General features: G+C 69.3%; 18 protein-coding genes and 1 pseudogene. 11 read left to right on the forward strand and 8 right to left on the reverse strand.

Annotated features, from left to right (window positions below):
* Nucleotides 1–13: 13 nt before the first annotated feature.
* Nucleotides 14–820, reverse strand: a complete 807-nt coding sequence (locus PV646_RS42915; protein ID WP_500348732.1) for an inositol monophosphatase family protein — start codon at nucleotides 818–820, stop codon at nucleotides 14–16.
* Nucleotides 821–935: 115 nt separating this feature from the next.
* On the opposite strand from PV646_RS42915, the gene ppgK reads away from it, so the two are divergent.
* The 3 genes and pseudogenes from ppgK to PV646_RS42930 all read left to right on the forward strand — a co-directional run bounded on the left by ppgK (nucleotide 936) and on the right by PV646_RS42930 (nucleotide 3,906).
* A complete protein-coding gene (gene ppgK / locus PV646_RS42920) occupies nucleotides 936–1,697 on the forward strand; it encodes a polyphosphate--glucose phosphotransferase (protein WP_500348733.1) in 762 nt (253 codons plus the stop codon).
* A 201-nt stretch (nucleotides 1,698–1,898) separates the two neighbouring features.
* Nucleotides 1,899–3,227: pseudogene (locus PV646_RS42925) on the forward strand (RNA polymerase sigma factor); the annotation flags it as partial.
* Between the two features lie 499 nt (nucleotides 3,228–3,726).
* On the forward strand, nucleotides 3,727–3,906 hold the full coding sequence (locus tag PV646_RS42930) for a DUF7455 domain-containing protein (protein ID WP_231642793.1): 180 nt from the start codon (nucleotides 3,727–3,729) through the stop codon (nucleotides 3,904–3,906).
* A 71-nt stretch (nucleotides 3,907–3,977) separates the two neighbouring features.
* Here PV646_RS42930 and PV646_RS42935 read toward each other — a convergent pair whose 3' ends face one another.
* From PV646_RS42935 to PV646_RS42950, 4 genes are all read right to left on the reverse strand, one after another.
* The gene (locus PV646_RS42935; protein WP_500348736.1) at nucleotides 3,978–5,132 is read right to left on the reverse strand and encodes an ROK family protein; all 1,155 of its coding nucleotides are present in this window, start codon (nucleotides 5,130–5,132) and stop codon (nucleotides 3,978–3,980) included.
* A 4-nt stretch (nucleotides 5,133–5,136) separates the two neighbouring features.
* A complete protein-coding gene (locus PV646_RS42940; RefSeq protein WP_500348737.1) occupies nucleotides 5,137–6,564 on the reverse strand; it encodes a sugar ABC transporter permease in 1,428 nt (475 codons plus the stop codon).
* Between the two features lie 23 nt (nucleotides 6,565–6,587).
* A complete protein-coding gene (locus PV646_RS42945; protein ID WP_500348738.1) occupies nucleotides 6,588–7,361 on the reverse strand; it encodes an ATP-binding cassette domain-containing protein in 774 nt (257 codons plus the stop codon).
* Between the two features lie 76 nt (nucleotides 7,362–7,437).
* Nucleotides 7,438–8,562 carry a sugar ABC transporter substrate-binding protein gene (locus PV646_RS42950; protein WP_500348739.1) on the reverse strand — a complete coding sequence of 375 codons (1,125 nt, stop codon included), beginning with the start codon at nucleotides 8,560–8,562 and terminating at the stop codon, nucleotides 7,438–7,440.
* A 246-nt stretch (nucleotides 8,563–8,808) separates the two neighbouring features.
* Here PV646_RS42950 and PV646_RS42955 point away from each other — a divergent pair, with 246 nt between their 5' ends.
* The gene (locus tag PV646_RS42955; RefSeq protein ID WP_500348741.1) at nucleotides 8,809–9,597 is read left to right on the forward strand and encodes a class I SAM-dependent methyltransferase; all 789 of its coding nucleotides are present in this window, start codon (nucleotides 8,809–8,811) and stop codon (nucleotides 9,595–9,597) included.
* Nucleotides 9,598–9,605: 8 nt separating this feature from the next.
* On the opposite strand, the gene PV646_RS42960 is transcribed toward PV646_RS42955, so the two are convergent.
* Nucleotides 9,606–11,309 (reverse strand): DEAD/DEAH box helicase, encoded by a 1,704-nt coding sequence (locus PV646_RS42960; protein ID WP_500348743.1) that lies wholly within the window; start codon nucleotides 11,307–11,309, stop codon nucleotides 9,606–9,608.
* A 123-nt stretch (nucleotides 11,310–11,432) separates the two neighbouring features.
* On the opposite strand from PV646_RS42960, the gene PV646_RS42965 reads away from it, so the two are divergent.
* Nucleotides 11,433–12,536, forward strand: coding sequence for a YihY/virulence factor BrkB family protein (locus PV646_RS42965; protein ID WP_500348744.1), 1,104 nt, complete (start codon nucleotides 11,433–11,435; stop codon nucleotides 12,534–12,536).
* Nucleotides 12,537–12,612: 76 nt separating this feature from the next.
* On the opposite strand, the gene PV646_RS42970 is transcribed toward PV646_RS42965, so the two are convergent.
* Entirely contained in the window at nucleotides 12,613–12,861 is a 249-nt protein-coding gene (locus tag PV646_RS42970; RefSeq protein ID WP_500348746.1) for a DUF3039 domain-containing protein, read from the reverse strand.
* Nucleotides 12,862–12,892: 31 nt separating this feature from the next.
* Here PV646_RS42970 and PV646_RS42975 point away from each other — a divergent pair, with 31 nt between their 5' ends.
* Together PV646_RS42975 and PV646_RS42980 are read left to right on the forward strand one after the other, a co-directional pair.
* Entirely contained in the window at nucleotides 12,893–13,795 is a 903-nt protein-coding gene (locus PV646_RS42975) for a pseudouridine-5'-phosphate glycosidase (RefSeq protein ID WP_500348747.1), read from the forward strand.
* Between the two features lie 5 nt (nucleotides 13,796–13,800).
* Nucleotides 13,801–14,670, forward strand: coding sequence for a carbohydrate kinase family protein (locus PV646_RS42980; RefSeq protein WP_500348748.1), 870 nt, complete (start codon nucleotides 13,801–13,803; stop codon nucleotides 14,668–14,670).
* A 267-nt stretch (nucleotides 14,671–14,937) separates the two neighbouring features.
* On the opposite strand, the gene PV646_RS42985 is transcribed toward PV646_RS42980, so the two are convergent.
* Nucleotides 14,938–15,252: a DUF3099 domain-containing protein gene (locus PV646_RS42985; protein ID WP_500348749.1), complete on the reverse strand. Its 315-nt coding sequence runs from the start codon at nucleotides 15,250–15,252 to the stop codon at nucleotides 14,938–14,940.
* 77 nt (nucleotides 15,253–15,329) lie between these two features.
* Here PV646_RS42985 and PV646_RS42990 point away from each other — a divergent pair, with 77 nt between their 5' ends.
* The 4 genes from PV646_RS42990 to PV646_RS43005 all read left to right on the forward strand — a co-directional run bounded on the left by PV646_RS42990 (nucleotide 15,330) and on the right by PV646_RS43005 (nucleotide 19,986).
* The gene (locus tag PV646_RS42990; RefSeq protein WP_500348751.1) at nucleotides 15,330–16,826 is read left to right on the forward strand and encodes a PucR family transcriptional regulator; all 1,497 of its coding nucleotides are present in this window, start codon (nucleotides 15,330–15,332) and stop codon (nucleotides 16,824–16,826) included.
* A 10-nt stretch (nucleotides 16,827–16,836) separates the two neighbouring features.
* Nucleotides 16,837–18,324: a DUF7782 domain-containing protein gene (locus tag PV646_RS42995; RefSeq protein WP_500348753.1), complete on the forward strand. Its 1,488-nt coding sequence runs from the start codon at nucleotides 16,837–16,839 to the stop codon at nucleotides 18,322–18,324.
* Nucleotides 18,321–18,746: a D-aminoacyl-tRNA deacylase gene (gene dtd, locus PV646_RS43000; RefSeq protein ID WP_500348754.1), complete on the forward strand. Its 426-nt coding sequence runs from the start codon at nucleotides 18,321–18,323 to the stop codon at nucleotides 18,744–18,746. The genes PV646_RS42995 and dtd overlap by 4 nt, the downstream gene beginning before the upstream one ends.
* 250 nt (nucleotides 18,747–18,996) lie before the next feature.
* Nucleotides 18,997–19,986, forward strand: coding sequence for a sigma-70 family RNA polymerase sigma factor (locus PV646_RS43005; protein ID WP_363854964.1), 990 nt, complete (start codon nucleotides 18,997–18,999; stop codon nucleotides 19,984–19,986).
* Nucleotides 19,987–20,264: the final 278 nt, after the last annotated feature.

The raw sequence follows: 20,264 nt of genomic DNA on the forward strand, positions 1-20,264 counted from the left end.
CTGACCAGCAGCTTCAGACCTTGCCGTAGCCGGACTCGACGAGAGCGTCGTACAGGGCGTCGGCGATGCCGGGGGCAGCGGCGAACGTCGCGTCCTCCCCCAGTTCGGGCGACGACCCCGGCAACCGCACGACCGCGCCGGCCTCCGCCGCGATCAGCCCGCCGGCCGCCCAGTCCCACCGCCCGAGGCCGTGCTCGGTGTAGGCGTCGAGCCGCCCGGCGGCCACCGAGCAGAGGTCCAGCGACGCCGCCCCGGCCCGGCGCAGATCGCGCACCCGAGCCGACATCCGCGCCCAGGCGTCGGCCTGACGCTGCCGCCGCTCCGCCCGGTAGGCGAACCCGTACCCCAGCAACGAGAGAGACAGCTCTGAGGTCGAGGACACGTGCAACGGGGTGCCGTCCAGGAACGAGCCGTACCCGCGCGCGGCGGTCCACATGCGGCCGGTCGCGGGCTCGAACACGGCGCCGGCGACGGACTCGCCGTCGAGCTGCGCTGCGATCGACACCGAGTACCAGGGGATTCCGTAGAGGTAGTTCACGGTGCCGTCGATGGGGTCGACGACCCAGGTCAGCCCTTCGGCACCGGTACGGCCGTCAGGGGCGCCCTCCTCCTCGCCGAGCACCGGCTCGCCGGGGCGCAACTCGGACAGACGCGTCCGGACGAGTTGTTCTGAGGCGCGGTCCGCGGCGGTCACCACGTCCGTCGAAGTGCTCTTGGTGTCGAACGAGACGACGGCGGAAGCACGCATGCGCTGAACAAGAGCGCCCGCTTCCCGTCCGACGGCTGTGGCGATGTCGACGAGCGGCCGGGGATCGAACACGACCGGTTCCCTCCTGCGTCACTAGCACGGGACTATCGGACAACGTCAGGCTAATGTCTGCGCACCACGGTTACTGAATCGAAGCCAGCAGGATCTAGTAGGAGGGACCACGGGGATGGGCATCACCCGCGGGTTCGGTGTGGACATCGGCGGCTCTGGCGTCAAGGGCGGTCTGGTCGACCTCGAAGCAGGAGCACTGGACGGCGAACGCTTGCGGATCCCCACGCCCCAGCCTTCGACACCGGAGGCGGTGGCGGAGGTCGTCGCGGAGATCGTCGAGAAGTTCCAGTGGGACGGCCCTGTGGGCGTCACGCTGCCGTGCGTGGTCAAGCACGGTGTCGCCCTCAGCGCCGCGAACGTGGACAAGGGCTGGATCAACTGCGACGCCCAGAAGTTGTTCGCCGAGCGTCTCAAGCGCAGGCCCGAGGACATCGTCGTGATGAACGACGCGGACGCGGCGGGCATCGCGGAGATGTCGTTCGGCGCGGGCGTGGGCAAGAACGGCACCGTGGTCCTGCTGACGTTCGGCACGGGTATCGGCAGCGCGGTGTTCCTCGACGGCAAGCTCGTCCCGAACACCGAGTTCGGCCACCTCCAGGTCGACGGGCACGACGCCGAGTCGCGCGCGGCCGCCTCCGTGAAGGAGGAGAAGGACCTGTCCTGGGAGGAGTGGACGCCCAGGGTCTCGCGGTACGTCAACGTGCTCGAGGACCTCATCTGGCCGGACCTGGTGATCGCCGGTGGCGGTGTGAGCAAGAAGGCGCACAAGTGGCTGCCATTGCTCAAGGTTCGCACTGAAGTGGTTGCGGCCGCACTGAAGAACGACGCCGGCATCGTGGGCGCCGCATGGGCTGCCGCGCACGGCGTCAGGCCCTAGTGAGCGTTCGACACCGAAACGTGTCCGACTCGATCTAGCTGCGGGAACGCAGGTGAGAGCGCCCCGAAGCACCTCGGGGCGCAACACCGCGTCACCGACGTCGTTACAATGGAACGCACACCCGCCAAGCAAGATCGGCGGGGAGATCCCCTGAACTCTGGCGACCGAGGTTTCGCGCCCTCTGGTCCGCCTTTGAACGACCGTCGCGAAAGGGCGTACGTGGCAGCCGCAGAAACCGCAACCCGACGCTCCAGCTCCGCCGCGAGCGCCGCCAAGACGACCAAGGCGACGGCGGCCGGCGAGGCCGAGGAGAAGCCGAAGCGCAAGACGACCGCTGCGGCAGCGAAGAAGCCCGCCGCCGCCAAGGCCCCGCGCAAGACGGCCGGCAAGGCCGATCCTGCCGCGAAGGGCACCGCCAAGAACGGCGAGGACGCCGAGGACATCGAAGGCGCTCCGGGCGCCGAGGACCTGGAGGACGTCGAGATCGTTGACGAGCCGGTCGTCGACGAGCCCGAGCAGGCGGAGGACCCCAAGCAAGAGGGCGACTTCGTCTGGGACGAGGAGGAGTCCGAGGCCCTGCGCCAGGCGCGCAAGGACGCGGAGCTCACCGCCTCGGCCGACTCGGTCCGCGCCTACCTCAAGCAGATCGGCAAGGTCGCCCTCCTCAACGCCGAGGAGGAGGTCGAGCTCGCCAAGCGCATCGAGGCGGGTCTCTACGCAGCCGAGCGCGTGCGCCGTTCCGAGGAGGAAGCGGAGAAGCTCACGCCGCAGCTGCGCCGCGACCTGCGCTGGATCGTCCGTGACGGCGAGCGCGCCAAGAACCACCTGCTCGAGGCGAACCTCCGCCTCGTCGTGTCGCTGGCCAAGCGCTACACCGGCCGTGGCATGGCGTTCCTGGACCTGATCCAGGAGGGCAACCTGGGTCTGATCCGCGCCGTCGAGAAGTTCGACTACACCAAGGGCTACAAGTTCTCCACGTACGCCACCTGGTGGATCCGTCAGGCGATCACCCGCGCGATGGCCGACCAGGCCCGCACCATCCGCATCCCGGTGCACATGGTCGAGGTCATCAACAAGCTCGGTCGCATCCAGCGCGAACTGCTCCAGGACCTGGGCCGCGAGCCCACCCCGGAGGAGCTCGCGAAGGAAATGGACATCACGCCCGAGAAGGTGCTGGAGATCCAGCAGTACGCGCGTGAGCCCATCTCGCTGGACCAGACGATCGGTGACGAGGGCGACAGCCAGCTCGGCGACTTCATCGAGGACTCCGAAGCCGTCGTCGCCGTCGACGCCGTCTCGTTCACGTTGCTGCAGGACCAGCTGCAGTCCGTGCTCGCGACGCTGTCCGAGCGTGAGGCGGGCGTCGTCCGGCTGCGCTTCGGCCTCACCGACGGCCAGCCGCGCACCCTGGACGAGATCGGCCAGGTCTACGGCGTCACGCGTGAGCGCATCCGCCAGATCGAGTCCAAGACGATGTCGAAGCTGCGTCACCCGTCGCGGTCGCAGGTCCTGCGGGACTACCTCGACTAGGTCTTACCGAGTCATACGCACACAGCCCCGCACCGGTTCGGTGCGGGGCTGTCGTGTTTCCAGAAGTCCGTACTCAGAGGACTTCCGACCGTCTCAGGGCGGCCCTGGCGAGCCGAATGATCACGGTCCCGCGTCCGAATCGTGGGACGTTCGTGACCTGTTCGCTGCGGGCGGACAAGGGCAACCGATATCACACTCCCGGTCGCACGCAACCGACCGGATGGCCCGAACCCACTGCTCCACCAGCGGGTTTCCGGTAGCTCAGCGTGCGTGTCAAGACGGTGAACCGGTGGCGAACTCAGGTGTAAGCCTGCTGCAGGCGGGTAAATCGCATAGTGACGCGAGTCGCCACGTACACGGGAACACTGACTATCGCCGAAACGTCTGTCAGAGTGGAGCCAGCGAGCACCGCGCACCGTCCAGGGGCGCTGTGGTCGCAGCTTGGTAAGAGGGCACCGGAACACTTCAGTTCCGTTGCCGGGACGGAGGGAGATTCATCATGACTGCAGCACTCACCCGCCCCGAGTTGACCGCTGCCGACCGCTGCGACCGCTGCGGGGCTGCTGCCCAGGTTCGCGCCTTGCTCCCGTCCGGGGGCGAGCTGCTGTTCTGCGGGCACCACGCTCGCGCGCACAGTGAGAAGTTGCGCGAACTCGCTGCTGAAATTCAGCAGGGCTGACTTCCACCCCACCTAGCCGCTCGGGGCGGAGATCCGTACGGATCTCCGCCCCTCTCGCTTTCCAGAGCGTTCTAGATGGCGTCCAGAACCGGCTCGAAGGCCAGTTCGGCGGCACCGATGAGCTTCGCGTCGCGCCCCAGTGGTGACGTCACCACCTGGGTCCCGCCGACCGCGCGGGACACCATGCTCCGCTGCTGCACGGCCGCGCTCACCGCGTCCACGACGGACGGCGGCAGCGCCGTGTAGAGGTCGCCGAGCACGACCAGTTCCGGGCCGAGGACGTTGACGATGTTCGCGAGCCCCAGTGCGAGCCAGCCGGCGAACTCGTCGAGCACCGACGGGTCGTCGAGGGCCCGCAACGCCGCGACGACGGCACCGCGCGGGGCGTCGTCGGGAAGGCCCAGCGCCCGGCACAGCGCCGGTTCGCCGACCTCGGTCTCCCAGCAGCCGTCGCAGCCGCAGTAGCACCGCAGGCCGCGCGGATTGACCACCATGTGCCCGAGTTCGCCGACGTAGCCGGCGGACCCGCGCAACGGCTGCCCGGACAGGATCACTCCCCCGCCGACGCCGACGTCTGCGGAGATGTAGACCATGTCCGAGGACGCACGGGCGGCGCCGCGCACGTGCTCGGCCAGAGCGCCGAGCTCCGCGTCGTTGCCGACCTGGACCGGCAGCTTCAGCACCGCCTCCAGGCGCTTGCCGAGCGCGACACCGGTCCAGTGCAGGTTGGGCGCCTCGTGGACGTGCCCGTCGGCGCGCCGTACGACGCCGGGCACCGAGACCCCGACCCCGACGGCGGTGGCGTCGAGGTCGTCGGCCATGAGGCGCGCCGACTCGACGATGTGCGTGATGACCTCCCCCGGATCACGCGTCCGATGCAGGTTCCAGCTGTCCCGCCCGAGGATCTCCCCTCCGAGGCCGACGAACCCCATCGCCACGTGCTCGACGCGGACGTCGATCGCGATGACGACGGCGGCGTTCGGCTGGGGCAGTACCAGCAGCGACGGACGGCCCGCTCCGCTGCGCAGAGCGGGCACGCGTTCAGCGACCACACCGGCTTCGGCGAGGCCGTCCACCAGGGCCTTGATCGTGCTGCGGTTGAGGCCGAGCTCAGCCGCGAGCGACGCCCTGGTGGACGGTCCGTCGATGTGCAGGCGGCGCAGCAGCGCCGTCCTGTTGTGCCTGCGGATCTCGTCGGGACGAGTGCCGGACGTAGGTCCTGTCACCGCGTCATCGAGCCGCGGTGGCCGCCCGGCGGCGGGACAACGCGTCGACGCTCGCGGCGAGCAGCAGGACGAGACCGGTCACCATGAACACGACGGCGGAGGGCTGCTTGAGCAGGCCCATGCCGTTCGCGATGACCGCCAGCACCGCACCACCGATGACGGCGTCACGCAGCCGGCCCTTGCCGCCGAACAGCGACGTGCCACCGATGACGGCCGCACCGACCGACATCAGCAGGGTGTTGCCGCCACCGGCGTTCGGGTCGACGGAGCCGACCTTGGAGGAGTAGACGATGGCGCCGATCGCGGCCGCCGAGGAGGCGATCACGAAGACGCTCATCCGGATCTTCTCCACGTTGATGCCGGCGCGGCGCGCGGCCTCCTTGTTGCCGCCGACCGCGTAGAGGTGACGGCCGTAGCTGGTGCGGTCGAGCACGAACGTGCCGATCACCAGCAGCACGAGCACCAGCGGCACGACGTACGGCACGCCCGCGATCACCACGAGGGTGCTCTGCGACCGGTTCTGCGTCAGCGCGAACGTCGCGACCGCGGCGAGCAGTGCGAGGCCGCCGATCTTGGCGAGGATCAGCGCCGTCGGCTGGGCCACGAGGCCCTTGCGCAGCCGGGTGAAGTGCCGGTTGAGCACTACGGCCGCGTAGCCGCCGACCGCCAGCACGCACAGGATCCACGACCCGGCGGTGCCGATGTTGCCGTTGGCGACCTGGAAGATCGTGTCGTCGCGCAGGCCGAGCGTGCCACCGGTGCCGATGAACTGCAGCACGACGCCGCTCCACACGAGGAACAGCGCCAGGGTCACGACGAACGACGGGATGCCGACCTTCGCGACGAGGTAGCCGGTGATGCAGCCGATCGACGCGCCGACGCAGACGGCCAGCAGCATGCCGATCCACGCGTTCGCCGGTACGCCGAGCAGAGCGATGACCAGCGCGATGCCGGACAGCGCGGCGCCGGTCCACAGGCGCATCAGGAGCGAGAGGCCGACCGCCAGGACCAGCCAGCCGCAGAAGACGTAGAAGACGCCGTCGCCCATGCCGCCGAGCAGGTTGCCGCCGTGGATCAGATCCAGCGCCATGACCGAGGCGGTCACGCCGGACGCCGTGCCAGCGGACAGGTCGATCTCGCCGAGCAGCAGCACGAACACCAGGCCCATCGCGATGATGGTGATGCTGGCGCCCTGCTGGAGCAGGTTGGCGAGGTTGCCGAGGGTGAAGAACGAGTCGGACAGCGAACTGAACACGATGAGCAGCACGATCAGTCCGAGCAGAGCGGGCAGTGAGCCGAGCTCGCCGCCGCGGACACTGGACCAGTAGTCCCGGATCGCTTCGCTGGTGGAGCGGGAGGTCGTGTCGATGCCGAAGTCGGAGATGGCGCCCTGCGGAGCCTCCGCCTCGTGCGTTTCGGTGGTGTCGGTCATGCTGCTCGCCTCTTCGGTACTCATCAGATCGTCGCCGCCTCGGCGCGCGCGATGCCCAGGTCACCGGAACGACCGGCGGTGATCAGCTCGACCACCTGTCCGTGCGTGACGTCCTTGGTCGACACGACGGCGGCCATGCGGCCGAGGTAAAGGCACGCGATCTTGTCGGCGACCTCGAACACGTCGTTCATGTTGTGGCTGATCAGGACGACGCCCAGGCCCTGCTCCGCGAGGCGGCGGACCAGGTCGAGGACCTGGCGCGTCTGCGCGACGCCGAGTGCGGCGGTGGGTTCGTCGAGCAGCACGACCTTGCTGTTCCACAGCACGGCCTTGGCGATCGCGACGGTCTGGCGCTGACCGCCGGACAGCGACGACACCGGCGTGCGCACCGACTTGACCGTGCGCACCGACAGCGACGCGAGCGTCTTGCGCGCCGCCTGCTCCATGTCGGTCTCGTCGAGCAGGCCACCCTTGGTGCGCTCGCGGCCGAGGAACATGTTCTGGACGATGTCGAGGTTGTCGGCCAGCGCGAGGTCCTGGTAGACGACCTCGATCCCGAGTTCCGCGGCTTCGCGCGGGCCCTTGATGTGCACCGGCTGGCCCTCGAACAGGACCTCACCCGAGTCGGTCGGGTGGATGCCCGCGATGCACTTGACCAGCGTCGACTTGCCCGCGCCGTTGTCGCCGACGAGGGCCGTGACCTCGCCGGGGTTGACGTCGAGGTCGATGTCGTGCAGGACGTGCACGGGGCCGAAGCTCTTGTTGATGCCGCGCAGCTCGAGAATCGGCTCGCTCACTGGGTTTCCTCCGTGGTTACACGTGACGAGAGGCGGGGTGCGGCAGAAGCGCACCCCGCCCTCGTCACGAGCGGTCCTACTTGATGCCGAGCTCGGTGCAGGCGGCCTGGGTGGCGGCCACGCAGATCTCGGAGGCCTTGACGAAGCCAGCGTCCACGACGACCTTGACCTTGTCGCGGGTGATCAGCTGCGACGTGAGGAGAACGGACTTCACGTCGCGGCTCGCCTTGGTGTCCTTGGTGACGCCGGAGGCCAGCTTGTCAGCGCCCGCGGTGTCGCCCTTGGCGAGGAAACCGGCCAGCTTGGCAGCCGCCTCGGCCTCTTCCTTGATCGGCTTGAAGACGGTCATGTACTGGTCCTTGAGCAGGACGGCCTGCAGGCCGTCCGGGGTCGCGTCCTGACCCGTGACCGGCACCTTGCCGTTGAGGCCGACCTTCTTCAGCACGGTGATGATCGCGCCGGCGAGGCCGTCGTTCGCGGCGACGACGCCGTCCACCTTGCCGCCGTTGCCGGTCAGGATCTGCTCGAAGACCTGACCACCCTTCTGGTTGTCCCAGTCGTCGATCGGCTGCGACTGGACGAGCTTGAGCTTGCCCGAGTCGTACAGCGGCTTGAGGATCTTCTTCTGGCCGTCCGCGAAGAGGGTCGCGTTGTTGTCCGTCGGCGCGCCCTCGATCTCGATGACGTTCGCGCCCTGCGGGGCTTCCTTGAGCGCGTCGGCCAGACCCTGGCCCTGCAGCTCGCCGACCTTCACGTTGTCGAACGACACGTAGTAGGACGAGGTGCCACCGGTGTTGAGGCGGTCGTAGTCGATGACCTGGATGCCCTGGGCCTGCGCCTTCTTGGCGACGGAGGCACCGACCTCGCTGTTGGGCGTGGCGATGATCAGGACCTTGACGCCGTTGTTGATCATGCCGTCGGCGAGGGTGCTGAACTTCTGGACGTCACCCTGGGCGTTCTGGATGTCGGGGTCGAGACCCTCGGCCTTCAGAGCGGCCTCGAGGAGGGGCTTGTCGAAGCTCTCCCAGCGGGCGGAGGTCTTGGTCTCGGGCAGGATCACGCCGACCTTCGCGCCCGTGCCGCTGCCAGTGCTCGTGTTGGTGCTGCCTCCGGTGTTGGAGGACGTGTTGGCGCCGCATGCCGAGACTGCCAGGGCGAGGCCCGCGGTCACGGCGATGGAAGCGAGAGTCTTGCTGCGCATCCGCCATCCCTTTCACTGCGCTGTGTCACAGAGAATGTTGTGGCGCACAACGTATGCCCGACATATGCGTGACCGGAACCACACTGGATCGATTAAGTCGCAACGATGCGGTAACCCTGGCGAAATTTAGTCACTGAGAGTCGTGAGAGCGTTACCACCGCGCTACCGATTACAGCGGCGACAGATCGGATGTCGCCCGCGGCGAACACTCGACGGCTACCTGCTGGACACCCCTAGGTTGGGTGCATGACCGTCGACAAGGAAGCCGCCGAAAGGCTGGCGAACTCCTTCGGCGCGGAAGCCGCGCGCTACGACCGCACCCGCCCGGCCTATCCGCAGGCGTTGATCGAGAAGCTCGTCGCCGCGAGCCCCGGGCCGCGGATCGCCGAGGTCGGCTGCGGCACCGGCGTCCTGTCACGCCAGCTCCAGGCCGCGGGGCTGGACGTGCTCGGGATCGAGCACGACGAGCGCATGGCCGAGTTCGCCCGTTCGACGGGGGTGAGCGCCGAGGTGTCGAAGTTCGAGGCCTGGGACCCGGCCGGCCGCGAGTTCGACGCCGTCGTCGCCGGGCAGGCGTGGCACTGGGTCGACCCCGAGGCAGGTCCGGCGCAGGTCGCGCGGGTGTTGCGGCCCGGCGGGGTGTTCGTGGCGCTGTGGCACGTGTTCGCGCCGCCGGACCCGATCGCCCAGGCCTTCGCCGACGCCTACCAGGAGGTGGAGCCGAACGCCCCGTTGCGCGTCGGCCACTCCCGTGACGAGGCGTTCGAGTTCTACCGGGCGGGGTGTGTGCGCACGGGCGAGGCGTTCGTCGCCACCGGCGCGTTCACCGACGCCCAGCAGTGGCGGGCGAGCTGGCAGCAGGCCTACACGACCGCCGAGTACCTCGACCTGATCCTCACCATGGCCCCGATCTCACTGCTCGGCGCCGACCAGACGGCCAGGCTCCTGGGGGCCGTCGGCGGCGCGATCGACGCACTCGGCGGCGGGTTCACCACTCCCTACGACACGCTGGCCGTCGCAGTCACCCGCTCCTGACACGTCGGTCACCAGGAGCGCAGGGTCGCGATCCGTTCCTCGAGCTGTTCGATGGTGGCCATCGCGGTCGGCGGTCCGCCGCAGTACTCGCGCAACGAGTTGTGGATCTTGCCGTGCGGCTTCTTCGTGCGGTGGTGGTGCATCGCGACGAGGGTGTTGAGCTCCTTGCGCAGGGCCGTGAGGCGTTCCTGCACGCCCACGGGCCTCGCCTCGCGCACCGCGACCTCGGGCTTGGGGCGTTTGGCCGCGATGGCCATCTGCTCCTCCTGCCGCTGCAGCAGCAGGGTGCGCACCTGGTCGGGTTCCAGCAGGCCGGGCAGGCCGAGGTACTCCTGCTCCTCCTCCGAACCCGCCTGGGTCGGGGCGCCGAACGACGAGCCGTCGAAGATCACCTGGTCGAGCTCAGCCGTGGTGCCCAGGGCCGTGAACGCGCGTTCGTCCTCGCCCGGTTCGTCCTTGACCGCGTTGGCCGCGGCCATCAGTTCGTCGTCCCAGCCGTCCTTCTCGCGGTGGGGCTTGCCCAGGACGTGGTCGCGCTCGGCCTCCAGCTCGGACGCGAGTTGGAGCAGCACCGGCACCGACGGCACGAACACGGTGGCGGTCTCGCCGGGCTTCCGGTTGCGCACGAAGCGTCCGATGGCCTGCGCGAAGAACAGCGGGGTCGACGACGACGTCGCGTACACGCCGACCGCGAGCCGGGGCACGTCGACGCCCTCGGACACCATGCGGACGGCGATCATCCAGCGTTCGTTCGTGGCGGCGAACTCGGCGATCCTGCCGGACGCTTTCGGGTCGTCGGAGAGCACGAGCGTGGGGATCTGGCCCGTCACCCGCTCGAGCACCTGCGCGTAGGCCTTCGCCACGGTCTGGTCGGTGGCGATCACCAGGCCACCCGCGTCGGGCAGGCCGTTCTCCCGCTTCTGCGTCAGTCGCTGGTCGGCGGCGCGCAGGACGGACGCCATCCAGTCGCCGGCCGGGTCCAGCGCCGTGCGCCACGCCCGCGTGGTCTGCTCCTGGGTCAGCGGCTCGCCGAGACGGGCGGTGTACTCCTCGCCCGCACTCGTCCGCCACGACGCCTCGCCCGAGTACGCGAGGAAGAGCACGGGCCGCACCACGCCGTCGCGCAGCGCGTCGGAGTACCCGTACGTGTGATCGGCCTTGGACGTCTTGAAGCCGCCGGAACCCTCTTCGTAGGTGACGAACGGGATAGGCGAGTCGTCCGAGCGGAACGGCGTGCCCGTGAGACACAGACGGCGCACCGCGGGCGTGAACGCCTCACGGATCGCGTCGCCCCACGACTTCGCGTCGCCTCCGTGGTGCACCTCGTCGAGCAGCACGAGCGTCTTGCGGTTCTCGGTGCGCACCCGGTGCAGCGTCGGATGAGCGGCGACCTGCGCGTACGTGACGGCCACACCGTGGTAGTCGCGGGAGGTCATCGCGTTGGTGTTGCGGAAGTTCGAGTCGATGTGGATGCCCTGCTCGGCGGCGGCCTTCGCCCACTGGTGCTTGAGGTGCTCGGTGGGCGTGACGATCGTGATCGTCTCGATCGTCCGGTCGGCCAGCAGCTCGGCGGCGACCCGGAGCCCGAAGGTCGTCTTGCCCGCTCCCGGCGTCGCGACGGCGAGGAAGTCCTTGGGCTTGACGGCGAGGTACTTGGTCAGCGCGCGCCGCTGCCATGCCCGCAGCGGTCGCATTGCTGCTGTCGCTGTCACAGACGTGTTTCTCCTCATTTATGCAGGTCAAACATGGCAATACCCTCAGGCGGACCGTGGCCGAGGGCACTGCGACTGTACCTGTTCCGAGCGTCGATGCCGCGAAACGTGGCGGTATGCACCATGCTTGTCACTGCGATGGGTTCGCCTTCCGACAACGACGCACCACGCAGGTCCGGCCGCAAGGGGCCGCTGCGCCTACTCGCGCGCACACTGTCGAAGGCGTGGCAGGGCAACATCTTCTCAGAAGCCGCCGAGGCCGCGTTCTGGCAGACGCTGTCGTTCCCCCCGCTGCTGCTCGGCGTGCTGGGATCGATGGGCTGGATCGGCACCTGGTTCGGTCCCGAGATCGTCCTCTCGGTCCAGGAGAAGATCATCGGGTTCACCCGGACGATCTTCAGCGCGGACGTCGTCAACGGCGTGATCGCGCCGACCGTCGCGGAGATCCTCTCGACCGGCAAGGGCGAGATCGTCTCCATCGGCTTCCTGATCTCGCTGTGGGCGGGTTCGTCGGCCATGTCGTCGTTCGTCGACGCGATCACGGTCGCGCACGGCCAGTACGGCGTGCGCAACGAGGTGTGGCAACGGTTCTTCGCGCTGCTGCTCTACTTGGTGTCGCTGGTGGCGCTGGTGATCGGCCTGCCGGTGCTGGCGCTGGGCCCGGACGTCCTGCCGCAGTTCTTCCCCACGTCGTGGCAGCCCTACATCGAGACCTGGGTCGGACGCTTCTACTACCCCGGCGTCGCGCTGCTGCTGGTGCTCTCGCTGTCGCTGCTCTACAAGGTCGCGCTACCGCGAAGGCTGCCGTACCACCGCGTGCTGCCCGGCGCGGTCCTCGCGATGTTGTTCTTCATCCTGTCGTCGATCGGCCTGCGCCTGTACATCCAGTGGATCACCACCACCGGCTACACCTACGGCGCGCTGGCGACCCCGATCGCGTTCCTGCTGTTCGTGTTCTTCATCGGCCTGGCGATCACGATCGGCGCGTACTTCAACAGCGCCATCCAGGACATGTGGCCCGCGCGCATGACGCGGCGCCAGCGCCGCCGCTGGCGCAGGCTCGAGATGGAGCGCGCGGCGTCCCGCATCCGTTCCGAGGCCGCCGCACCCAAGCAGGAGAGCGGCAACGGCTACTCGGCGCCCTCCCCCGCGGACACGCAGCTGACCTCGCCGCTGCCGATCCAGAAGCCCTCGCCCGAGTCCGAGGAAGAGAAGCAGCGCGGTTAGGCCGTTTCGAGACAGCGACACCCGCCGTCTCGGGTGAGCCCGAGACGGCGGGTGTCGGCAAGCTGGCGGGCCCGACCTACTCGTCGCCGCCGGGAGGAAGGCTCTCGTAGATCTTCTGGCAGTCCGGGCACACCGGCGAACCGGGCTTCGGCGACTTCGTGACCGGGAAGACCTCGCCGCACAGCGCGACCACGTGCGTGCCCATCACGGCGCTCTCGGCGATCTTCGCCTTGCGCACGTAGTGGAACATCTTCGGCGCGTCGTCCGAGGACTGGTCGGTCTCGTCCGGCCGTACGTCGACCTCAGGAAGAGTCTGGGTGCTCACGCGCCCAGGGTACCTGGGATGATGTCCCCTCGTGACCACGCTGCAGATCGCTGATGAAGTTGCCACCGCGCTGGCCGAGAACCGGCCCGTCGTCGCTCTCGAGAGCACCATCCTGTCCCACGGCCTGCCCGCGCCGCGCAACCTGACGGTCGCCGCACGCCTGGAGAAGGTGGTGCGGGAGGCCGGTGCGGTTCCCGCGACGATCGCGGTGCTCGACGGCGTGCCGCGCATCGGTCTGTCCTCCTCGGAGCTCGACCGCGTCTGCACCGCGGGCGACCTCGTGAAGCTCTCGCTGCGCGACCTCGGCCCCGCCTACGCACTGGGCCGCAGCGGCGCGACGACCGTGGCCTCGACCACGGCGCTGGCCCACCAGGCCGGCATCCGCGTGTTCGGCACCGGCGGCCTCGGTGGCGTGCACCGCGGCGCGCGTGAGACGTGGGACGTGTCCGCCGACCTCGACGTGGTGGCCACGACTCCGGTGCTCATCGTCTGCTCGGGCGTGAAGTCGATCCTGGACATGGGCGCGACCCTGGAGGTCTTCGAGACCCGTTCGGTGCCGGTAGTCGGCTACCAGACCTCCCGCTTCCCGGCCTTCTACCGCCGCGAGTCGGAGTTCGACCTCTCGTGGCGCGTCGAGACCCCGGCCGAGGCCGCCGCGGTGTTCGCGGCAGGTGGTCGCGGCATGCTGCTCGCGAACCCGATCCCCGCCGCGTACGAGATGGACGCGGACCTGCACGACCGCCTGCTCGCCGAGGGCCTGCAGAAGCTCGTCGACCGGGACGTGCGCGGCAAGGACGTCACCCCCGTCCTGCTGGAGCACTTCCACACCGCGAGCGAGGGCGTCAGCCTCGACGCCAACGAGGAACTCGTCGTCAGCAACGTCTCGGTGGCCGCCGCGGTCGCCGTTGCACTCTCTGGCGAGCGCTTCCAGTGAGGCCGGTGGTCGTCGTCGGTGACGCGGGCCTCGACGTGGTGGCCCGCCACACCGGCCCCATCGCCCACGGCGGCGACGTCCGCGCCAAGGTGACCATCGAGCCGGGCGGCGCCGGCGCCAACACGGCCGTCTGGCTCGCGGCCTGCGGCGCTTCGCCGGTCCTGGTGGCCCGCGTGGGCGCGGACTCGGCGGGCCGTCAGGTCCACGCCGAACTGACGTCGGCGGGCGTCCAGTGCGCCTTCGCGGTGGACCCGGACCTCGCGACCTGCTGCGTGGTCGTCCTGGTCGACGAGCAGGGCCAGCGCTCGATGCTCCCCGATCGGGGCGCAAACGCTCGCTTCTCCCCCGCCGACCTCGACCCGGGCCTGCTCGCCGCACCCTCCGGCCACCTGCACCTCTCCGGCTACGTGCTGCTCGACGCGACGTCGCGGCCCGCCGGTCTGGCCGTGCTCGAAGCTGCCCGTGGCGCGGGCTGGACGACGTCCGTGGACCCCCAGGCCGCCGCCCTGATCCACTCGGCGGAGGCGTTCCTGGAGGACGTGCGCGGCGTCGACTTCCTGCTCCCCAACGCCGACGAACTCCTCGCCCTCACCGGTTCCTCGGAGCCGTCCGCGGCGAAGTCGCTGCTCTCCCACGTCGGCGCCGTGGTGATGACCTCGGGGCCCGACGGCGCTACGTGGATCGACGCGGACGAGCTGGTCTCGGTCCCCGCTGAAGTCACCGAGTGCGTCGACTCGACGGGTGCGGGTGACGCCTTCGACGCGGGCTTCCTCGCGGCCTGGCTGTCCGGGGCGTCCAAGCACGACGCCCTTCTCGGCGGTGTCCGGGCGGGATCTCGCGCGGTCAGCGTCGTGGGCGCCCAACCGCCTCGCTAGCTCGACGTGAGCCGATATATCAGCCCCAACTGATATATCGGTTTCGCTCGCCGCACGTCCGCTCCGCTCATCGCCGCAGCTCGTGAGCTTTTGACCGTTCAGCCGGATGCAAAAAACGTTTGCGGACGAAGTCAAAAGACTCATTGCAAAGGCGAGACGGGCGCGGGCGTGTGCCCTTGCAACGAGTCTTTGCAGACGAAGTCCAAAGAGTCGTTGCAAAGGTGTGGACGACGCGGGACGCCGGTCCGGTTCGGGTGGGTTCGGCGGTCAGCCGTCGATGACGGTGGTGCTCTTCTGCGTGATGGCGCGGCGCTCGACCTCGTACCGGCTGGCCTTCTCGGCCTTGCGCGGCGGACGGTCGTTCGCGATCAGCACGGCCATCCACGGCAACGGCACGGACAGCACGATGAAGAACAGGGCGAGCCACCAGGTGTGTGCGAACAGAGCCGCGAGGATGAGGCACGGGAAGCGCAGGCTCATCATGATCGCGTACTTCTTGCGCCGGGCGGCGTGCTGTTCTTCGTAGGACGGGGCCGCCTCGGTGATCAACACCGGGGTGTCGTTCCGGTCGGGACTGCTCACGACACCACCTCCACGTGCCCTATGGTCCCACGTCCGAGTGACGCCCGGGACAGCCGGTCGGCGGTTAACATCCGCGGGTGGTCGCCCTTGATCGCCTCGTGGACGTGCTCGGCAGTCTGGGCACGCATCTGGCCTGCGCACCGAGGGGACGCGACGCCGAACTCCGCGGGGTTGCCCTGAACGATCCGGCGGAAAACACGCCGGCGGCCGCGGGAGACGTACTTCTCGGGCTCGGGACGCCGTCGGTCGCCGCGGCGGTGCGTCTGGTGTCTTCCACGGTGGCGTCCGCGGTGGTGCTGCACGGCAGGCCGCCGCTGGACGAGCGGGTGATCGCCGCGGCCAAGAAGTCCGGTGCGGCCGTGTTGCTCGTGGATCCGTCCGTGCCGTGGAGTCAGCTGGCGAACGTCACGCAGACGCTGGTCAACGGCGGCACTCGAACCGGGGACCTGTTCGGGCTCGCCGACGTGATCGCGGGTGTGGTGGGCGGGCCGGTGACGATCGAGGACCAGCAGTCCCGCGTGCTCGCGTACTCCTACCGGCAGGAGGACGTCGACCCCGTGCGCGTGCAGACCATCCTCGGGCGGCGGGTGCCGGAGGAGGCCCGGAGGGCGCTGGACGAGTTCGGGGTGTTCACGCACCTCGCGTCGTCGGACGAGCCGATCTTCGTGCCCAAGCTGACCCCGCAGCTGGGCAACCGGCTCGTCGCCGCGGTGCGGGCGGGTCGTGAGCTGCTCGGGTCGGTCTGGGTCGAGGTGACGGGGCCCGTCGACGCCGCTCGGAGTGCCGCGTTGGTCGACGGCGCGCGCACGGCGGCGTTGCACCTGTTGCGGTCGCGGGCGTCGACGGACCTCGAACGCCAGGCCGAGGCCGATCTGGTGATCAGGCTTCTCGACCAGCCCGAGTCCGCCGACGTCGCGCGCCTCGGGCTCCCGTCGGCCGACCTGCGGGTGATCGCGGTGCAGGCGCACGCGGGCGAGGGTGAGCACGGCGCGGCGGTGCTCGCGTTCCAACGGGCCACCGCTGGCTTCGGCTGGTCGCGGCCTGGGCGCAGCGCGTTGTTCGGCAACGTCCTCTACACCGTCATCCCGGCCTCCGACGACGCCGTCGCGTGGGTGCGTTCACTGGTGCGAGAGCTTCCAGCGGAAGCGACGGTGCTGGCAGGCATCGGAGGTCCGGCCGAGGCGACGCAGCTGCCCTTGTCACGGCAGGAAGCCGATGAATGCCTCGCGCTCTCCACCGGTACACCGGTTGTATACGACGACGCGTGGGCGCAGGTCCTGCTGCTCCGGCTCGCCGCCGTCGCCGAGGCCGGACGACTGCCCACCCGCGGACCGATATCCAATATATTGCGGCACGACGCCGAGTTCGGGACGCAGTACGCGGCGACGTTGAGGGCGTGGCTCGCGGCTCAGGGCGACGCGCGGGCGGCGGCCAAGGCGCTCAACGTGCACCCGAACACGTTGCGGTACCGCATGCAGAAGATGTCCGAGGTGACGCCACTCCCCCTCGACGATCCCGACCAACGGCTCGCGATGGCCATCGCCCTGCAGATCACCCTCCAGAACTCACGGTGAATCGCAGGGCGTGAAAGCATCTCCACCCGTGCACCCCGATCTTTCTGTTGATCTCTGCGCTCGATTGCGTGAGGCCTTCCTCGAGTCCGGCTACACCGCGGACGGCGTCGTCGACGCGCTCGGCCCGCAGGCCCACGCCGCGCTCGGCCGCGGCGAACCGGAGCCCGCCCGCCGGGCGAGCAAGGACGCCGGGTCGCTCGGCACGCTGATCCGCCTGTTCCTGCTCGGCGACCAGGAGCCGGAGAAGGACGTCCGCACCGCGCTGGCAGGCGTCGACATCGACGACGCCGTCAAGAACGAGATCCTCACCCCTGTTCTTGACGGGAAGGACTTCAAGGCCGGTCTCGACGTGCGGCCGTACGAGGACAACTGGTGGGTCGTCGCCGACCTCGACTCCGACCTGCGCGGCGGAGCCGTCCCCGAAGACCACGTGCTCGGCGTCGGCCACGCGTCGATCAGCCTCGCCCGCGCGACCAAGCGCACGCCCGTCGGCACGCTGCTCGACCTCGGCACCGGCTGCGGCGTCCAGGCGCTGCACGCGAGCACGCACGCTCAGAAGATCACCGCGACCGACCTGTCCGAGCGGGCGCTGCGGCTCGCGCAGGGCACGTTCCGGATGAACGAACTCGACGTCGAGACGCTGCAGGGCGAGTGGTTCGGGCCGGTCCGCAACCGGCGGTTCGACCACGTCGTGTGCAACCCGCCGTTCGTCGTCGGCCCGCCGCGCGTGGACTTCGTCTACCGCGACTCCGGCCTCGGCGGCGACGACGCGTCGGCGCTGGTCGTCCGGCAGCTGCCCGCGTTCCTCAACGAGGGCGGCGTCGGCCAGCTCCTCGCGTCCTGGGTCCACCGCAAGGGTGAGGACTGGGAGGAGCGCGTCTCCGGCTGGCTGCCGCGTGGTGGCATCGACGCGTGGTTCGTGCAGCGCGACATCGCCGAGCCCGCCCTGTACGTCGGCACGTGGCTCAAGGACGCGGGCGTCGACCCGCGCAGCCCCGAGGGCCGGCAGAAGGCCGCGGCGTGGCTGGACTGGTTCGAGGAGAACGACGTCCAGGGCGTCGGCTTCGGCTACGTGACGCTGCGACGCACCGACGAGATGCACTCGCAGGTCATCTGCGAGGACCTGCGCCACGCCTACGACGACCCGCTGGGCCCGGAGGCGGCGCGCTGGCTCGACAACGTCGCGTGGCTCCGCGCGAACCCCGATCTGCTGGGGCAGCGGTTCCGGGTCGCCGACACCGTGCTGCTCGAAGAGGTGTCCGAGCCGGGCGACGAGGGCTGGCGCAAGGTCGTGGCGCGCCTGCACCGCACCGACGGGCCCGGCTGGCAGCACGAGGTCGACGAGGCGACCGCGAAGCTCGTCGCCGGCTGCAACGGCGCCCTGCCGCTGGAAGACCTGCTCGCACTGCTCGAGTTCGCTTACGGGGAAATCGACGCCGAAGCCGCCTTGCCGATCGTTCGTGATCTCATCCGGCACGGAATGTTGATTCCCGCGTGAAAGCAGTTGTGGCGCGCGTCACAGAAGCGAGTGTCGAAGTCGAAGGGGAGATCGTCGGCGCGATCGACGAGCCCGGATTGCTGGTGCTGCTCGGCGTCCATCACGACGACACGGACGAGCACGCTCGCAAAATGGCCCAGAAGCTGCACGGCCTGCGCATCCTCGACGACGAGCGGTCGTGTGAGTCGACAGGTGCTCCGCTGCTGGTCGTCAGCCAGTTCACCCTGTACGGGGACACTCGCAAGGGCCGCCGTCCGTCCTGGACGGCGGCCGCCCGGCCCGAGCACGCGGAACCGTTGGTGAACGCCGTTGTGCAGGAACTACGCCAAAAGGGCGCGCGCGTCGAAACGGGACGATTCAGGGCGGAGATGAAGGTACGGAGCGTGAACGACGGTCCGTTCACGGTGATCGTCGAGCTCTGACTAAACGGTTCTCAGCCAATCCTCAGATTAGTCGCGCAACCGCTGTGACAGTGGTGACGTCTTCAGGTCATGGAAGTCGGGAACGAATTCGGAATCGTCTTCGTTACCCAGGTATCAGCCAGCTAGCGATGGGATCCCGAGCGGGCCCGCCGCAACCGGCAACCAGGGCGCACCGCCGCGCCGCCTTGACCGCCACGCGCGACTGTCCTGACCGACAGCAGCGTCGCCCGCACCAGGGGGAGGGAGATCCATGACCGTCACGAGGATCTCCGACCGTGAAGTCGGAGAGAACACGCCCGCCGTCGTCGAGCACGAACTCGACGCGCAAGGACCAGCAGCCGACCTCGTTCGAGTCTACCTGAACGGAATCGGCAAGACCGCGCTCCTCACCGCCGAAGAGGAGGTGGAGCTCGCCAAGCGCATCGAGGCAGGTGTGTTCGCGCAGCACGTCCTGGAGACGGCCAAGCGCCTCACGCCGACCCGCCGCGACGAGATGGGGGAGCTCGTCCGCGACGGCCGCCGCGCCAAGGACCACCTGCTCAAGGCCAACCTGCGTCTCGTCGTGTCGCTGGCCAAGCGCTACACGGGCCGCGGCATGCCGCTGCTGGACCTGATCCAGGAAGGCAACCTGGGCCTGATCCGCGCAGTCGAGAAGTTCGACTACACCAAGGGCTTCAAGTTCTCGACGTACGCGACGTGGTGGATCCGCCAGGCGATCACGCGTGGCATGGCCGACCAGGGCCGCACCATCCGCCTCCCCGTCCACCTCGTCGAGCAGGTGAACAAGCTCGCGCGGATCAAGCGCGACCTGCACCAGACGCTCGGCCGCGAGGCGACGAACGAGGAGCTCGCGAAGGAAGCCGGCCTCAACCCGGACAAGGTCGCGGACCTGCTCGACCACGCGCGTGACCCGGTATCGCTCGACATGCCGGTCGGCACGGAGGAGGACGCTCCCCTCGGTGACTTCATCGAGGACTCGGACGCGACCGACGCCGAGAGCGCCGTCATCTCCGGGCTGCTGCAGGACGACCTGCGCCGCGTCCTCGCGACGCTGGAGCCGCGCGAGCAGGCCGTGATCCGGCTGCGCTACGGCCTCGAGGACGGCCAGCCGCGCACGCTCGACCAGATCGGCAAGCGGTTCGGCCTGTCGCGCGAGCGGGTGCGCCAGATCGAGCGCGAGGTCATGTCGAAGCTCCGCCAGGGCGAGCGCGCCGCGAAGCTGCGTGCCTACGCCTCGTAGTCCCAGGCGTAGTCCCAGGCGTAGTCCCAGGCGTAGTCACGGTCGGGTCTCACCCGGTCGGCAGTATTGACTTGTGACTCAACTCACGGCACGGTCGGGCGTTACCAGAGCCACGCGACGCCCGTCGTGAGTCGGGTTCGCACGCGAAGGAAGGTCGGGACGGCCGGGGGCCGCCCCGGCCTTCCGCGTTCCCGGGGTGGTTCGCGGGGCCGTAGCGAAGAACACGGTGGACGGGGACCAGAACGTCCCTTTGATGGCGGTACGGTTTTCTGATCCGA

The organism is Streptomyces sp. ID05-26A (assembly GCF_033794685.1).
Lineage (GTDB): Bacteria > Actinomycetota > Actinomycetes > Mycobacteriales > Pseudonocardiaceae > Lentzea.

Excerpts from the sequence above, each read along its gene's own strand:
- PV646_RS42930 (WP_231642793.1), top strand. The coding sequence starts at position 3,727 with ATGACTGCAGCACTCACCCGCCCCGAGTTGACCGCTGCCGACCGCTGC.
- PV646_RS42950 (WP_500348739.1), bottom strand. The coding sequence starts at position 8,562 with ATGCGCAGCAAGACTCTCGCTTCCATCGCCGTGACCGCGGGCCTCGCC.
- PV646_RS42965 (WP_500348744.1), top strand. The coding sequence starts at position 11,433 with ATGCTTGTCACTGCGATGGGTTCGCCTTCCGACAACGACGCACCACGC.
- PV646_RS42955 (WP_500348741.1), top strand. The coding sequence starts at position 8,809 with ATGACCGTCGACAAGGAAGCCGCCGAAAGGCTGGCGAACTCCTTCGGC.
- ppgK (WP_500348733.1), top strand. The coding sequence starts at position 936 with ATGGGCATCACCCGCGGGTTCGGTGTGGACATCGGCGGCTCTGGCGTC.
- PV646_RS43005 (WP_363854964.1), top strand. The coding sequence starts at position 18,997 with ATGACCGTCACGAGGATCTCCGACCGTGAAGTCGGAGAGAACACGCCC.
- PV646_RS42940 (WP_500348737.1), bottom strand. The coding sequence starts at position 6,564 with ATGACCGACACCACCGAAACGCACGAGGCGGAGGCTCCGCAGGGCGCC.